At 67.4% G+C, this 15,701-nt stretch carries 14 protein-coding genes and 2 tRNA genes; 14 read left to right on the forward strand and 2 right to left on the reverse strand.

Annotation, left to right across the window (positions count from 1 at the left end):
- The first annotated feature begins 68 nt into the window (after positions 1–68).
- From dnaN to test1122_RS13105, 11 genes are all read left to right on the forward strand, one after another.
- Positions 69–1,199: a DNA polymerase III subunit beta gene (dnaN, locus tag test1122_RS13055; protein ID WP_232269345.1), complete on the forward strand. Its 1,131-nt coding sequence runs from the start codon at positions 69–71 to the stop codon at positions 1,197–1,199.
- A gap of 101 nt (positions 1,200–1,300) precedes the next feature.
- Entirely contained in the window at positions 1,301–2,191 is an 891-nt protein-coding gene (gene gnd / locus test1122_RS13060; protein WP_232269346.1) for a phosphogluconate dehydrogenase (NAD(+)-dependent, decarboxylating), read from the forward strand.
- A 35-nt stretch (positions 2,192–2,226) separates the two neighbouring features.
- Positions 2,227–3,351 (forward strand): DNA replication/repair protein RecF, encoded by a 1,125-nt coding sequence (gene recF / locus test1122_RS13065; protein WP_232269347.1) that lies wholly within the window; start codon positions 2,227–2,229, stop codon positions 3,349–3,351.
- Positions 3,348–3,920, forward strand: coding sequence for a DciA family protein (locus test1122_RS13070; protein ID WP_232269348.1), 573 nt, complete (start codon positions 3,348–3,350; stop codon positions 3,918–3,920). The genes recF and test1122_RS13070 overlap by 4 nt, the downstream gene beginning before the upstream one ends.
- A gap of 256 nt (positions 3,921–4,176) precedes the next feature.
- Complete coding sequence (gyrB, locus tag test1122_RS13075; protein ID WP_277879826.1) at positions 4,177–6,246, forward strand: DNA topoisomerase (ATP-hydrolyzing) subunit B; 2,070 nt, start codon at positions 4,177–4,179, stop codon at positions 6,244–6,246.
- A gap of 43 nt (positions 6,247–6,289) precedes the next feature.
- A complete protein-coding gene (gyrA, locus tag test1122_RS13080; RefSeq protein WP_232269349.1) occupies positions 6,290–8,881 on the forward strand; it encodes a DNA gyrase subunit A in 2,592 nt (863 codons plus the stop codon).
- Positions 8,882–8,982: 101 nt separating this feature from the next.
- A complete protein-coding gene (locus tag test1122_RS13085; protein WP_232269350.1) occupies positions 8,983–9,543 on the forward strand; it encodes a DUF3566 domain-containing protein in 561 nt (186 codons plus the stop codon).
- 71 nt (positions 9,544–9,614) lie between these two features.
- Positions 9,615–9,688, forward strand: a tRNA-Ile gene (locus test1122_RS13090).
- A 120-nt stretch (positions 9,689–9,808) separates the two neighbouring features.
- Positions 9,809–9,943, forward strand: a complete 135-nt coding sequence (locus test1122_RS13095; protein ID WP_219818897.1) for a DLW-39 family protein — start codon at positions 9,809–9,811, stop codon at positions 9,941–9,943.
- A gap of 311 nt (positions 9,944–10,254) precedes the next feature.
- Positions 10,255–10,578 carry a hypothetical protein gene (locus tag test1122_RS13100; protein WP_422396977.1) on the forward strand — a complete coding sequence of 108 codons (324 nt, stop codon included), beginning with the start codon at positions 10,255–10,257 and terminating at the stop codon, positions 10,576–10,578.
- 120 nt (positions 10,579–10,698) lie between these two features.
- Positions 10,699–12,069: a hypothetical protein gene (locus tag test1122_RS13105; RefSeq protein WP_232269351.1), complete on the forward strand. Its 1,371-nt coding sequence runs from the start codon at positions 10,699–10,701 to the stop codon at positions 12,067–12,069.
- A gap of 38 nt (positions 12,070–12,107) precedes the next feature.
- On the opposite strand, the gene test1122_RS13110 is transcribed toward test1122_RS13105, so the two are convergent.
- Positions 12,108–13,307, reverse strand: a complete 1,200-nt coding sequence (locus test1122_RS13110; RefSeq protein ID WP_232269352.1) for a serine/threonine-protein kinase — start codon at positions 13,305–13,307, stop codon at positions 12,108–12,110.
- Positions 13,308–13,347: 40 nt separating this feature from the next.
- Positions 13,348–13,896 (reverse strand): helix-turn-helix domain-containing protein, encoded by a 549-nt coding sequence (locus test1122_RS13115; RefSeq protein ID WP_232269353.1) that lies wholly within the window; start codon positions 13,894–13,896, stop codon positions 13,348–13,350.
- Between the two features lie 129 nt (positions 13,897–14,025).
- Here test1122_RS13115 and test1122_RS13120 point away from each other — a divergent pair.
- The 3 genes from test1122_RS13120 to test1122_RS13130 all read left to right on the forward strand — a co-directional run bounded on the left by test1122_RS13120 (position 14,026) and on the right by test1122_RS13130 (position 15,630).
- Positions 14,026–14,098, forward strand: a tRNA-Ala gene (locus test1122_RS13120).
- Between the two features lie 83 nt (positions 14,099–14,181).
- Entirely contained in the window at positions 14,182–14,394 is a 213-nt protein-coding gene (locus tag test1122_RS13125; protein WP_232269354.1) for a hypothetical protein, read from the forward strand.
- A gap of 15 nt (positions 14,395–14,409) precedes the next feature.
- A complete protein-coding gene (locus test1122_RS13130; RefSeq protein WP_232269355.1) occupies positions 14,410–15,630 on the forward strand; it encodes a tyrosine-type recombinase/integrase in 1,221 nt (406 codons plus the stop codon).
- Positions 15,631–15,701: the final 71 nt, after the last annotated feature.

Here is a 15,701-nt window from a genome sequence, read left to right on the forward strand (position 1 = left end):
GCACGAGCTGTCAGTGCGGTGCGTCAGACTGGTCTCCGGCAACCAGCAACAGCAGGAGGCGGCTGAAGGTGAAGATCCGGGTAGAGCGCGATGTACTGGCGGAGGCGGTGGCATGGGCCGCCAAGAGCCTTCCCGCCCGTCCGCCGGTGCCGGTCCTCGCAGGACTGCTGCTGAAGGCGGAGGAGGGGACGCTGAGCCTCTCCGGCTTTGACTACGAGGTCTCGGCCCGGGTCTCGGTCGAAGCGGAGGTGGAGGAGGAGGGCACCGTCCTCGTCTCCGGCAAGCTCCTCGCCGACATCTGCCGTGCGCTGCCCAACCGGCCCGTTGAGATTTCCACAGACGGTGTACGGGTGAGCGTCGTCTGCGGCTCCTCGCGGTTCACGCTCCACACCCTCCCGGTGGAGGAGTACCCGGCGCTGCCCGAGATGCCCACCGCTACCGGCACCGTCCCCGGTGAGGTCTTCGCGGCGGCCGCCGCGCAGGTCGCCATCGCCGCTGGTCGCGACGACACCCTGCCGGTGCTCACCGGTGTGCGGATCGAGATCGAGGGCGACACGGTCACGCTGGCATCCACCGACCGCTACCGCTTCGCGGTGCGTGAGTTCCTGTGGAAGCCGGAGACCCCGGATGTCTCCGCTGTCGCGCTGGTCCCGGCCAAGACGCTGCTGGATACCGCGAAGTCGCTGAGCGGCGGCGACACCGTGTCACTGGCGCTCTCCGGCTCCGGTGCGGGTGAGGGCCTCATCGGCTTCGAGGGCGCGGGCCGCCGTACCACCACCCGGCTGCTGGAAGGCGATCTGCCGAAGTACCGCACGCTGTTCCCGACCGAGTTCAACTCGGTCGCGGTGATCGAAACAGCGCCGTTCGTAGAGGCCGTGAAGCGCGTCGCGCTGGTCGCTGAGCGGAACACTCCGGTGCGGCTGAGCTTTGAGCAGGGCGTACTCATCCTGGAGGCCGGTTCCAGCGATGACGCACAGGCTGTGGAGCGGGTGGACGCGCGGCTGGAGGGTGACGACATCTCGATCGCCTTCAACCCTGGCTTTCTGCTGGAGGGGCTCAGCGCGATTGACTCGCCGGTCGCCCAGCTGTCCTTCACCACCTCCACCAAGCCCGCGCTGCTGGGCGGTAAGCCCGCGGTCGACGCGGAGGCGGACGACGCGTACAAGTACCTGATCATGCCGGTCCGCCTCAGCGGCTGAGCCAGGCTGAGCTCCGGGGTCCAGCCTGGGCAGGGGGCAGGGGACTGTCCGGCGTAGGCTCGTACGCACGTACGTGACGCACAGCAGAAAGGCCCACACTGATGGAGCTCGGTCTCATCGGTCTCGGCAAGATGGGCGGCAATATGCGCGAGCGCATCCGCCGCGCAGGCCACACCGTTATCGGCTATGACCGCAACGCTGACCTCGCCGATGTCCACAGCCTCAAGGAGCTTGTGGACGCCCTGGAGGGGCCGCGTGTGGTGTGGGTGATGGTCCCGTCCGGTGCGGCCACCCAGTCCACCATCGATGAGCTGGGCCAGCTGCTCTCGCCCGGCGATATCGTCGTCGACGGCGGCAACTCGCGCTGGACGGATGATGAGAAGCACGCCGACGAGCTGGCCGCCAAGGGCATTGGCTTTGTTGACTGTGGTGTCTCCGGTGGCGTGTGGGGTCTGGAGAACGGCTATGCGCTGATGTACGGCGGTGACCCCGAGCATGTCGCCAGGGTGCAGCCGGTCTTCGACGCGCTGAAGCCGGAGGGCGAGTTCGGCGCCGTCCACGCGGGCAGGGTCGGTGCTGGCCACTTCGCGAAGATGGTTCACAACGGCATTGAGTACGCGATGATGCAGGCCTTCGCCGAGGGCTGGGAGCTGCTGGAGGCCGTGGACTCGGTGACCGATGTCCGCGAGGTCTTCCGTTCCTGGCAGGAGGGCACGGTCATCCGCTCCTGGCTGCTGGATCTGGCGGTCAACGCGCTCGATGGCGATGAGCATCTGGACAAGCTGCGGGGTTTCGCGCAGGACTCCGGTGAGGGCCGGTGGACCGTGGAGGCGGCGATCGACAACGCGGTGCCGCTGCCCGCGATCACCGCGTCGCTCTTCGCCCGGTTCGCCTCCCGGCAGGAGGACTCCCCGCAGATGAAGATGATCGCCGCGCTGCGCAATCAGTTCGGCGGCCATGCGGTCGAGAACAAGGTCGAGAACAAGAAGTAGTCCACACGCTGGGGAGGGAGGTCAGGGCGTAGCCCATGCACGTTACGCATCTGTCGCTCGCCGACTTCCGCTCGTACGCCCGGGCCGAGGTCTCCCTTGATCCGGGCGTGACGGCTTTTGTGGGGCCCAATGGCCAGGGCAAGACCAATCTCGTCGAGGCGGTGGGCTATCTGGCCACGCTCGGCAGTCACCGGGTCTCCTCCGATGCCCCGCTGGTGCGGATGGGTGCCGACCGTGCTGTCATCAGGGCGGCGGTGACCCAGGGGGAGCGGCAGCAGCTCATTGAGCTGGAGCTGAACCCGGGGCGGGCCAATCGGGCCCGGATCAATCGTTCTTCGCAGGTCCGGCCGCGCGATGTGCTGGGCATGGTGCGTACGGTCCTGTTCGCGCCCGAGGATCTGGCCCTGGTGAAGGGGGATCCGGGCGAGCGTCGCCGGTTTCTGGATGAGCTGATCACTGCCCGTTCGCCGCGGATGGCGGGGGTGCGTTCGGACTATGACCGGGTGCTCAAGCAGCGCAATACGCTGCTGAAGTCGGCGGCGATGGCACGCCGCCATGGCAGCCGTGTCGGCAGCAGCATGGATCTGTCCACTCTCGATGTGTGGGATCAGCATCTGGCGCGGGCCGGTGCCGAGCTGCTGGCTCAGCGGCTCGATCTGATCGCCGCGCTGGAACCGCTGGCCGACAAGGCCTATGAGCGGCTGGCCCCGGGGGGTGGGCCGGTGGCTCTGGAGTATCGCTGCCCGGTCGGCGGCGGTTCCCGTGCGGAGTTGTATGAGCAGCTTCTCGGCGCTCTGGGCGAGGCTCGTCAGCAGGAGATCGAGCGTGGGGTGACGTTGGTCGGTCCGCACCGGGACGATCTGCTGCTCAAGCTGGGGCAGCTCCCGGCGAAGGGGTATGCCAGCCATGGTGAGTCCTGGTCGTTCGCGCTCGCGCTGCGGCTGGCGTCCTACGATCTGCTGTGCGCCGAGGGCGCTGAGCCGGTGCTGGTGCTGGACGATGTCTTCGCTGAGCTGGACACCAGGCGCCGGGAGCGGCTGGCGGAGCTGGTGGCGCCTGGTGAGCAGGTGCTGGTGACGGCTGCGGTTGCGGAGGATGTGCCGGGGGTGTTGTCGGGGGCGCGGTATGTGGTCGCCGATGGGGAGGTGACCCGGGTATGAGCGGTACGAGCGGTACGAGCGGTACGAGCGGGGACCGGGGAGAGCCGGGCCCGGGTGAGCAGTCTGTGCCGGAGCACTCGGGGGTGGATCTGGCGCGGGTCGCGCTGCGGGCCGCGAAGGAGCAGGCGAAGGCGCGGGGGGAGGCGTACCGGCAGAAGAAGCAGGCGCGCCGTGGGGGTTTGCGTTCCGGTGCGCGTCGCGATGGCCGGGATCCGCTGCCGCTGGGTGCCGCGATTGAGCGGCTGAAGACCGAGCGCGGCTGGGAGATGCCGATGGCGGTGGGCGGTGTGATGGGCCGCTGGCCGCAGCTGGTGGGGGAGGATCTGGCGAGACACTGTGCGCCGCGTAGCTATGACGAGCAGGAGCGGGTGCTGACGGTGCAGTGCGATTCGACGGCGTGGGCGACGCAGCTGCGGCTGCTGGCTCCGCAGCTGGTGCGTCGGCTGAACGATGATCTGGGTCAGGGCAGTGTGAAGTTGATCAAGGTTTTGGGGCCCGGGGGCCCGGAGCGCCGTTATGGCCCGCTGCGGGCGCCGGGGAGCCAGGGGCCCGGGGACACTTACGGGTGAGAATCCTGTGCGGGGAGTGACTCCGCTCACGGTAATCGGAGGTTGACAGCGCGAAGCGCTGAGCGCCCCTGTGAGCCTCTTGGGGGCCCGGTCTGCATATAGGGAGTCGGCGGACGCGAGTTCAGGGCGGCACATGCGGACTCAGGCACCGGCAAACCCCCATTCATCTCAGCGCTACCGGTAGACTGGGCGGCACCCGCCTTACTGCGGACCTAGTCGAACGACGCAGCCGCTCCCGCCTGCCGGGAGATGGCTTGTGCTGTGCCAGAAAGGGCGCTTCGTGGCCGATTCCGGCAACCCCAACGAGAATCTCCCGTCCAACGTCGAGCTTGCCTCTGCCGTGCCTCTGGGTGAGTCGGCGTATGACGCCAGCGCGATCACTGTCCTTGAAGGGCTGGACGCGGTCCGTAAGCGACCTGGCATGTACATCGGCTCGACCGGTGAGCGCGGTCTGCACCACTTGGTGTACGAGGTCGTCGACAACTCCGTCGATGAGGCGCTGGCCGGGCACGCGGACACCATCGATGTGACGCTTCTCGCCGATGGCGGCGTCAGGGTCATCGACAACGGCCGGGGTATCCCGGTGGACATCGTGCCGTCCGAGAAGAGGCCCGCGGTTGAGGTCGTGCTGACCGTGCTGCACGCGGGCGGGAAGTTCGGCGGGGGTGGCTATGCCGTCTCCGGTGGTCTGCACGGTGTCGGTGTCTCGGTTGTGAACGCGCTGTCGCAGAAGGTCGCTGTCGAGATCAAGCGGGATGGCTACCGCTGGACGCAGGACTACAAGCTGGGTGCGCCGACCGCGCCGCTGGCGAAGAATGAGCCCACCGAGGAGACCGGCACCATGGTCACCTTCTGGGCGGACAGCGACATCTTCGAGACGACTGACTACTCCTTTGAGACGCTGTCGCGGCGTTTCCAGGAGATGGCGTTTCTCAACAAGGGCCTGACCATCTCGCTGACCGATGAGCGGGAGGCGGCGAAGCTGACTTCCGGTGCGGACACCACGGACTCGGCTGATGAGGACCAGGCCCGCTCGGTTACGTACCACTACGAAGGCGGCATTACCGACTTTGTCCGGCACCTCAACTCCCGTAAGGGCGAGCCGGTGCACCCCTCGGTGATCGACATCGAGGCGGAGGACAAGGAGCGGATGCTCTCCCTTGAGATCGCGATGCAGTGGAACACCCAGTACACCGAGGGTGTCTACAGCTTCGCCAACACGATCCACACGCATGAGGGCGGTACGCACGAGGAGGGCTTCCGGGCCGCGCTGACCAGCCTGGTCAACCGCTACGCCCGGGACAAGAAGCTGCTCCGGGAGAAGGACGACAACCTCACGGGCGAGGACATCCGGGAGGGCCTGACCGCGATCATCTCGGTGAAACTGGGCGAGCCGCAGTTCGAGGGTCAGACCAAGACGAAGCTGGGCAACACCGAGGCGAAGACCTTCGTCCAGAAGATCGTCCATGAGCACCTCACCGACTGGCTGGACCGCAATCCGAATGAGGCCGCGGACATCATCCGCAAGGGCATCCAGGCTGCTACGGCCCGGGTAGCGGCCCGTAAGGCACGTGACCTGACCCGGCGCAAGGGCCTGCTGGAGACCGCCTCGCTGCCGGGCAAGCTGTCGGACTGCCAGTCCAATGACGCGGCCAAGTGCGAGATCTTCATCGTCGAGGGTGACTCCGCCGGCGGCTCGGCCAAGTCCGGCCGTGACCCGCAGTACCAGGCCATTCTGCCGATCCGCGGCAAGATCCTGAATGTTGAGAAGGCCCGGATCGACAGGGTGCTGCAGAACACCGAGGTGCAGGCGCTGATCTCGGCCTTCGGCACCGGCATCCACGAGGACTTTGACATCAGCAAGCTCCGCTATCACAAGATCATCTTGATGGCGGACGCCGATGTCGACGGTCAGCACATCAACACCCTGCTGCTGACGCTGCTGTTCCGCTTTATGCGGCCGCTGGTCGAGGCCGGGCATGTCTTTCTCTCCCAGCCCCCGCTCTACAAGATCAAGTGGAGCCGGGACGAGTTTGAGTACGCCTACTCCGACCGCGAGCGCGACCAGCTCATCCAGCTCGGCCGCGAGCAGGGCAAGCGGGTCCGTGATGACGCGATCCAGCGGTTCAAGGGTCTCGGTGAGATGAACGCCGAGGAGCTGCGCATCACCACCATGGACTCCGAGCACCGGGTACTGCGCCAGGTGACCATCGACGACGCGGCGGCGGCCGATGATCTGTTCTCCATCCTCATGGGCGAGGACGTGGAGTCGCGGCGCTCGTTCATCCAGCGCAATGCCAAGGACGTCCGTTTCCTCGACATCTGAGTCGGCCCCGGGCGCCGCATCCAGAAAGGGACTTTGAACAGCAATGGCCGACGAGATCACTCCTGATAACGCTCCAGAAGACGGCGTCGTCGTCGACACCAGCCTCGCCATGCGCGTCGAGCCGGTGACGCTTGAGACCGAGATGCAGCGTTCGTATCTCGACTACGCGATGAGCGTGATCGTCTCGCGTGCGCTGCCCGATGTCCGCGATGGCCTCAAGCCGGTGCACCGGCGGGTGCTGTACGCGATGTACGACGGCGGCTACCGGCCCGAGAAGGGCTACTACAAGTGCGCCCGTGTCGTCGGTGACGTCATGGGTACGTACCACCCGCACGGTGACTCCTCCATCTACGACGCCCTGGTCCGGCTCGCCCAGCTCTGGTCGATGCGGATGCCGCTGGTCGACTCCAACGGCAACTTCGGCTCGCCGGGCAATGACCCGGCCGCGGCCATGCGGTACACCGAGTGCCGGATGGCGCCGCTGGCCATGGAGATGCTCCGGGATATCGACGAGGAGACCGTCGACTTCCAGGACAACTACGACGGCCGTAACCAGGAGCCGACCGTCCTGCCGTCCCGCTTCCCGAACCTGCTGGTCAACGGCTCCGCGGGGATCGCGGTCGGGATGGCCACCAATATCCCGCCGCACAATCTGCGCGAGGTGGCGGCCGGTGCCCAGTGGTATCTGGAGCACCCGGAGGCCACCAACGAAGAGCTCCTGGACGCCCTGCTGGAGCGGATCAAGGGCCCGGACTTCCCGACCGGCGCGCTGGTGGTGGGCCGCAGCGGCATCGAGGAGGCGTACCGCACCGGGCGTGGCTCGATCACGATGCGGGCCATCGTCGAGGTTGAGGAGATCCAGGGCCGCCAGTGCCTGGTGGTCACCGAGCTGCCGTACCAGGTCAACCCGGACAATCTCGCGCTGAAGATCGCCGACCTGGTGAAGGACGGCCGGGTCGCGGGTATCGCGGACGTGCGGGATGAGACCAGCTCGCGCACCGGCCAGCGGCTGGTCATCGTTCTCAAGCGGGACGCGGTGGCCAAGGTCGTCCTCAACAACCTCTACAAGCACACCGATCTGCAGACCAACTTCGGCGCGAATATGCTCGCCCTGGTCGACGGGGTGCCGCGCACCCTGTCGCTGGACGCGTTCATCCGCAACTGGGTCACGCACCAGATCGATGTTGTGGTGCGCCGCACCCGCTTCCGGCTGCGCAAGGCGGAGGAACGCGCCCATATTCTGCGCGGTCTGCTGAAGGCGCTGGACGCGATCGACGAGGTCATCGCGCTGATCCGGCGCAGTGACACGGTCGATGTGGCCCGCACCGGGCTGATGGACCTGCTGACGATCGACGAGATCCAGGCGAACGCGATCCTGGAGATGCAGCTGCGCCGGCTGGCCGCCCTGGAGCGGCAGAAGATCACCGCCGAGCACGATGAGCTGCAGGCGAAGATCGAGGAGTACAACGCGATCCTGGCCTCCCCGCTGCGGCAGCGCGGGATCATCAGCGAGGAGCTGGCCGCGATCGTCGAGAAGTTCGGCAATGACCGGCGCTCGCAGCTGGTGCCCTTCGAAGGTGATATGTCCATCGAGGACCTGATCGCCGAGGAGGACATCGTCGTCACCATCACGCGTGGCGGCTATGTGAAGCGCACGAAGACCGACGACTACCGGGCGCAGAAGCGCGGCGGCAAGGGCGTACGGGGCACAAAGCTCAAGGAAGACGACATCGTCGACCACTTCTTTGTCTCCACGACCCACCACTGGCTGCTGTTCTTCACCAACAAGGGCCGGGTCTACCGGGCCAAGGCGTACGAGCTGCCGGACGCCGGCCGGGACGCGCGCGGGCAGCATGTGGCGAACCTGCTGGCCTTCCAGCCGGATGAGAAGATCGCCGAGATCCTCGCCATCCGGGACTACGAGGCGGTGCCGTATCTGGTGCTGGCGACCAAGTCGGGTCTGGTGAAGAAGACCCCGCTGAAGGACTACGACTCGCCGCGCTCGGGCGGCGTCATCGCGATCAATCTCCGGGAGATGGACGACGGCCGCGACGATGAGCTGATCGGCGCGGAGCTGGTCTCCCCCGATGATGATCTGCTGTTGATCAGCAAGAAGGCGCAGTCGATCCGCTTCACCGCTACGGATGAAGCTCTTCGTCCGATGGGACGCGCTACCTCGGGTGTGAAGGGCATGAGTTTCCGGGAGGGCGATGAACTCCTCTCGATGAATGTTGTCCGAGCCGGTACCTTCGTGTTCACCGCCACCGATGGCGGGTACGCGAAGCGCACCAACGTGGACGAGTACCGGGTCCAGGGTCGTGGCGGTCTGGGTATCAAGGCCGCCAAGATCGTGGAAGACCGTGGCTCGCTCGTCGGCGCGCTGGTGGTGGAGGAGACGGACGAGATCCTCGCCATCACGCTCGGCGGAGGTGTGATCCGTACGCGGGTCAGTGGGGTCAGGGAGACGGGCCGTGACACGATGGGCGTCCAACTGATCAACCTGGGTAAGCGGGATGCCGTCGTCGGTATCGCCCGCAATGCCGAGGCCGGCCGCGAGGCTGAGGAAGTCGAGGCTGAGGGCCCCGCAGCGGACGCAGAGGACGCGGCGGACACAGCCACGGACAACGAGGAGTAAGTCGTGAGCGGGACCACGGGCGGCGCGGAGATTGGCGGTGCCCGTGGTCCGTTCGCTGACGATGGTCGCTTCCAGGCGTATCCCACCGTGGGGGAACAACGATGACGAGTGCCCAGCCCCATTCACAGCAGGCACAGCCGCAACCGCAACCACAGCCGCAATCCCAGCAGCCGCCGCACCACCCGCCGCAGGCCTACCCGGCCCCCGGCGGCCAGCAGCAGGACTACGCGCCCGACGCCACCCAGGGCGGCGGCGTACGCCGCCCACGCACGGGAGCGCGTACCGTCCCGCGGATCCGTAAGGCGCGGCTGCGGGTGGCCAAGGCCGACCCATGGTCGGTGATGAAGGTCAGCTTTCTGCTCTCCATCGCGCTGGGTATCTGCACGATCGTCGCGGTTGCTGTGCTGTGGATGGTCATGGACGCCATGGGTGTTTTTGAGACCATCGGCAGGACGATCAGCGAGGCCACCGAATCGACGGAGAGCGGCGGCTTCGACCTGGAATCCTTCCTGTCGCTGCCCCGCGTGCTGACCTTCACCTCCATTATCGCGGTGATCGACGTGGTCCTGGCCACGGCGCTGGCCACCCTGGGGGCCTTCATCTACAACCTGTCCGCCGGTTTCGTCGGCGGTGTGGAGCTCACCCTGGCCGAGGACGAGTAAGCCCTGCCGGCGGTGGCTGAGAACGGATTTTGGGGCACGGCCAGGAATGCGCTAATCTTTCGGTGCAGCGCGGGGCTATAGCTCAGACGGTTAGAGCGCTTCCCTGATAAGGAAGAGGCCACAGGTTCAAGTCCTGTTAGCCCCACCGCGAGGATTGGCCCGGCCGGAGAAATCTCCGACCGGGCCGATCGCTTTTGGTTACGCGCGAGTTGGGTATCATCGGGCGCCAGAAGGTCCCAACGTCTCTGAAGGACGAGGTAACGCCGTGAAGAAGCTCCTCCTGGTCGCGCTGGCCGCCATCGGCGGACTCCTCGTGTACCGCCAGATCCAGGCGGACCGTGCCGAGCAGGACCTGTGGACGGAGGCAACTGACTCCGTGCCCGCCGGTCCGGGTGTCTGAGAGACCAGCAGCACCGACGAAGCCCCGGCTCAGGCCGGGGCTTCGTCGTGTTGCGGGACCGTGACGTACCTGCCCTTGAGGTGTGCAAGAGCAAACGAATACGGTGCTTGCGCTGCCTGCCGCGCTGGTTCCGGCGCGCCAGGCGGATCCGTGTATCGGTACAGCCGGGAAGGTCAGGGCCAGGACTGGGCCAGGACCTGGCTCTGCCCGGCGCCCTGGGGCGGCACTGACGGCACGTCTTGGGGAGCGGCCCAGACTTAGCCAGCCGGCGGATCAGGGGGAGGCAGGGCACGGCAGGTATCCAACGCCGGATGACGATGCTCACTGGTGAGGTGCTGGGTGCGGTGCCGGGCGTCCCAGTGGCCGTTGCTGATGGCAATGGCAGCCTGGTGATGGTGCTCGACTCATCCGGTCCGATGGGCGACGACGACGGCTCCGGAAGCACCCGTATCGGGGCGGCCCGCAACGCCGTGGGGTCCGTGGTGGACAGCCCGCTCGACGGTTACCCGACCGGGCTGCGGCTCTGCGGGGCGGGAAGCCGACCGCCGTCTCGGGGACGGTCACCTCGGTGCGGCAGGGCGGCGATTACTGCATCGCGGTCCCGCTCGGCGATTCCGGGGACGCCGGGGCGGTGATGGCTCCGGCGGTGCAGGATGGTCCGGGCCGGTGGGCGCGGCCGTGCATGCGCGGTGTCGTGGCGTAAGGCGGTAGGGGGCGGTAAGGGGAATGATCACGGATACGACGAGGGGTGGCGCGTGGTGAAGTGGCGCACGAAGGGTACGGGCGCGCGGATCGCCGCCGCCGTGGTGACGCTGTGCGCGGTAGCGGTCCTGCCGGGTCAGGCGGCGGCGGCCGAGGTGCCGGAGTATCAGATGGCTGAGGAGGCCAAGCCCATCAAGGGCGCCGCGAGCAGCGGAGACGCTCCGGAAATCAAGCCGGGCTTCTACACCGACACCATCGCGCGGGGCGAGGAGAAGTACTACAGCGTCACTCTGGACGCCACCTCGACCGCCTATATCTCCGCGGTCGCGGCACCGAAGCCCGGCACCAAGGTGGCGTCCTACGGGGACGGTATTGAGCTGGAGTTGAAGACCACCAGCGGTGAGAAGTGCGACACCAGCGGTGCGGCGTCCTTCAAGGGCGGTGAGGTGTCGTACCCGATCGGTGACTACGCGGCCCGCCGGATCGGCGGCGGTATCGACACCTGCCAGCAGGCCGGGCCGTATCTCTTCTCGGTCAAGCGCAAGGGCAAGGCGGCCTCCGATCCCGGTGAGTGGCCGGTCGAGATCCGCTATATGCGGGAGCCCGGTCTCAAGGGCAGCATTCCGGGGCCGCCCGGCCAGGGCACCTGGAGTTCAGAGCCGCCCACCCAGCCCACCGGGCAGGCCGACCAGGCCAAGGGCGGCACCAGCCTCAATGACGCCGGTGCGATAGGGCCCGGGGTATGGAAGGACCGGATCCAGCCGGGCGAGACCCGCTTCTACCGGGTGCCGGTCGACTGGGGGCAGCAGCTCTTCGCCGCGGCCGAACTGCCCAACGCCGAGCAGCAGGAGGAGGGATCGTCCAAGTATGTCTCCAAGGCGCTGGGACTGAATCTGTTCAACCCCGCACGGGCCGACATCGTGGATGACAACTTCACCTCGTATGACGGTGACCAGGCATCGGCCCCGCTGGGACTGCGGCCAGTGGAGTACGGCAACCGCTTTGACGACGAGGGTCGCGGGGCGAGCATCGCCGGGTGGTACTACCTTCAGGTCACCGTGCACCAGGACCTCGCGCAGTACTTCCCCAAGGGCGCGAACGTCACCCTCCGGGTCAAGTTCAGGGGCGAGCCCAAGGAGGCTCCCGACTACGACGGTGACGCCGTGGCCGCGGGCTTCGGCGTCACCGATGAGGACAGGAAGGCCGCTGAGCAGGGCCTGACGGCGGCCGATGTCGCGGACAGTGACAGCAAGCAGCTCATCGCCTGGGCCGGAATCGGCGCGGGCACCGTGCTGATCCTCGGGCTTGCCCTGTGGGTACTGATCGCCCGCCGCCGAGCCGCGGCCGCTGCCGCGCAGCCGCCGTACCCCACCACCGTGCATCAGCAGCCGGGCTATGGGCCACCGGACGGCTGGCAGCGGTAGCGGCCAGCCGGTCAGCCAGCCGGTCAGCGGTCAGTTAGTCAGGACTGGGTGAGCGCCCAGATCCCTACCGCGAAACAGAGCAAAGCGACCACCAGCACCGGGACCGCCACCTTCGGGGGCGGTCCCGGCCGCTTCATGGACCCCGGAACGGGCGCGTGCGGTGGCGTATGCGGCTGGGGCTGAGGCTGTGGCTGGTACGACGCATACGGTGACTGAGCCTGCCCCGGGGGCGGCGTTGGCGTCGGCGGAGTGCTCGGCTGCTGCGGTACCGGCATGCTGGTGGGCGGCGCCAGATGGAAGCTCCCCGTCTCCGAGGACGGGGTCGGCGGTGTGGGGAACGCCGCGGGCACGGTGGCCGCGATCGGTCCGTCCGGGCTGAACTCGGCGGGCAGTGGCCCGATATGGTCGAAGACCTCTACGGCCTCGTTCTCCGGCGTGGCGTCGGCCGCCAGCATCTCCGCCGCACCTGCGAGCGCCTTGCGGGCCCCGACGGCCGTCTTGAACCGGGCCTGCGGGTCTGGGTGCAGCAGATTGGCCAGCACCTGCCACAGTGGCTCCGGCAACCCGGCGGGCGCGGGCGGTATCCCGTGCTGATACGCCTCCACCAGCGCCCGGGCGTCCGGCTTCTTGCCGCTGAGCAGATAGAGCGCTACCAGGCCCACCGCGTAGAGATCGGCGGTGAAGTCCGGGTCGGCGCCCAGCATCTGCTCCGGGGCGAAGTAACCGGGCGTGCCCACCACATAGTTGGTCTCGGTCAGCCTCGGTTCACCCTTGCGCATCGCGATACCGAAGTCGGACAGGCGCAGATGCGGCCGGCCGGTTCCGGTCGCCTCCAGCAGGATGTTGGCGGGCTTGATGTCCCGGTGCACCACGTCCTCCGCGTGCACCGCGTTCAGTCCGGAAAGCAGCTGGTCCAGGAGCGTACAGACGAAGCTGGGCGGCAGCGGACCGTAGTCCGCGATGAGATGGGCGAGCGAGCCACCGCTGACCAGGTCCATGGTGAACAGGACCTTGTCGTCGTCGGCGGCCCAGCTGGCGGGCGCCAGCACATGCGGATGATCGATACGCAGCGCTTGCTCACGTACGAAGCGCAGCAGGGTGTGCGCATCGCTCTGCTGCAGCACCTTGGCCGCCACATACCGCTTGCGGCGTTGGTCCCAGGCCCGCCAGACCGCCCCCACCCCGCCGCGCCCTATCGGGTCGATCAGCTCGTACCGGCCCGCGAAGACCTCGCCCATGCTGCCGTGCCTGTCCTCTCAGTCAGCTCGATCAGCTCAGTCAGCCCTGGTGGGCTTCGTAGTGCTTGACGGCGTCCGAGGTTTTGCCAGCGCCGTACACCCGAAGGAACTCTGCCAGCTCCGGGTGGCTGTCGGCGAGTGTCTGCGACGCCTCGATGATGTCCTGGGCGTCCGAGATCGAGCGCAGCAGCGCCTGAATTTCCCGCACGGCGCGCTTCACCGTCGTCTGCTGCCCTGAAGTGCTGGTGTTCGAGGTGCTGTTGAGCACACTCTGTCCGGCGGTACGGCGGATCTCGTCCATCCGCTGGGTGGCCTCGGCGGCACTCACATGCCCGCTCGCGACCTCCGCGGCCAGCTCCTGAAGTGCTTGCACCCGCTGTACGACGGCCGGGTTTCCGATCTTGGCGCGCTGTCCGCTCATCAGCTGGGAGAGCATGGGAGCCGACAGCCCGAGCACCGTGGCGAGCCGAGCCTGGTTGAGGCCCAGATCATCGATCAGCCGACGGAAGAGAGTCCCGAGTGGTTCGCCATACCAGGCGCTCTGCAGCTCGCGCGCCTTCGCCGTGGATTCCTGCTGTGCTGCGTCCATGAATCTCTCCCCTGAGTCTCCCCTGTCCGCTTCGCGCCAGCGAACTTGCGGAGCATCCTACGGAGCCGGTGTGCCCGGGGCGATACCCGGTCGGAAACAGGCCGGGGGACCGGGTACTCTAGGGCCAGCGGGGCCTTAGCTCAGTTGGTAGAGCGCTGTCTTTGCATGGCAGATGTCAGGAGTTCGACTCTCCTAGGCTCCACTCGTTTGACCAGCCAGGACGCCGTATCGGCGCCCTGGCTGGTTCCACATGCCCATCAGGAATCCCATCAATACGGTCCGGGCATGACCACACAGCACCGGCAGCGGGGCAACATCCGGCAGCGCAACGGCGTCTACGAGGTCCGCATCTACGCCGGCCTCGACCCGCTGACCAAGAAGCGCATCTACCTCTCCGAGAGCGCCCACGACATCAAGAGCGCCGAGAAGGCGCGTACGCGGCTGCTCGCGCAGGCCGACGAGCAGAGACACCCCAAAACCAAGATCACGGTCGGGTAGGCGATCGACCAGTGGATGGCGGTCGCGCGGCTGGAAGAGGACACCCGCGAGCGGTACGAGATCGCGATCCGCATGCACCTGCGGCCGATCTTCGGGGAGGTGCAGGCCGCGAAGCTTCATCCACAGGCTGTGGAACTCTTCTATGCGCGATTGGAACGCTGCCGCGAGCAGCGTGAGGGGAAGCGCAACGGCAGGCCCGACCCCACGACGGGAAAGATCCACGAGTGCAGGCCGCTCTCCAACGGCTACCTGCGTAAGCTGCACTACATCCTTCGGCCGGCCCTGGAGCGTGCTTTCCGCTGGGACTACATCAGCAGCAACCCCATGGACCTGGTCGACGCACCGCCCGAGGACGAGCCGGAGCCCGATCCGCCCTCGGACGCCGAGGTCGCGGCCGTGCTCAACAGCGCCTGGCAGCGTGACCTGGACTGGGGCACTCTCCTCTTCCTCGTGGCCGTCACTGGCTGCCGCTGCGGTGAGCTGTGCGGACTGCGCTGGATGAATGTCGACTTCGACAACAGCGTCCTGTCTGTACGGCGGGCGACCAACAAGCGCAACCGCTTGAAGAAGACCAAGACCAGGCGAATCCGGCGCATCGCGATTGACCCCCTCACCGTGAGTGTTCTCCGCGACCACCTCGAACGGCACCAGAAGCGGGCCGCCGCCTGCAAAGGGAAGATCACGCCCGAGAGCTACGTCTTCTCGCTCGAGCCCGACGGCTCCGAGCCCATCACGAAGAACACCGTCACCCAGCGATACGGGCGCGAAGCCCGCCGCCACAAGCTCCGCAGCACCCGCCTGCAGTCGCTCCGCGACTACTCGGTCACCGAGCTCATCGTCGCCGGCGTCGACCTCCGCACCGTCTCCGGCCGCCACGGCCACAGCACGGGCGCCACGACACTGCGGCACTACGCGGCCTGGGTCGAGGTCGCCGACCAGCGCGCCGCCGAGATCCTCCCTGCCCGCCTGCCGGGGCCCCGCGACGCCTCGCCTCTGGACGGCGAGCTCGCTCCCTGGGAGAAGGTCACCGCAGAACTCCGCGAGGCCATCGAGGACGGCGTCATGGCGCCCGCCTCCGAGTTCCCTACGCTTGAGGACCTGGCGGCGACGTACGTGATCTCCCACGGCACCGCACACCGGGCCTTCGCGCAGCTCAAGAAGGAAGGCCTGATCGAGGTCAGCCGCGGCCGCCGGGCCATCGTCCGCTCCCGGGAGGGTTGCGCCGATGCCTCGTGACACCCGCCTGTCGGCCTTCTTCTCCCCAGCGACGGTCGTCCGCGCGTACCGTGTGTCACGGGACTCGCGAC

Origin of the sequence: Streptomyces gobiensis (genome assembly GCF_021216675.1) — a bacterium.
GTDB lineage: Bacteria > Actinomycetota > Actinomycetes > Streptomycetales > Streptomycetaceae > Streptomyces > Streptomyces gobiensis.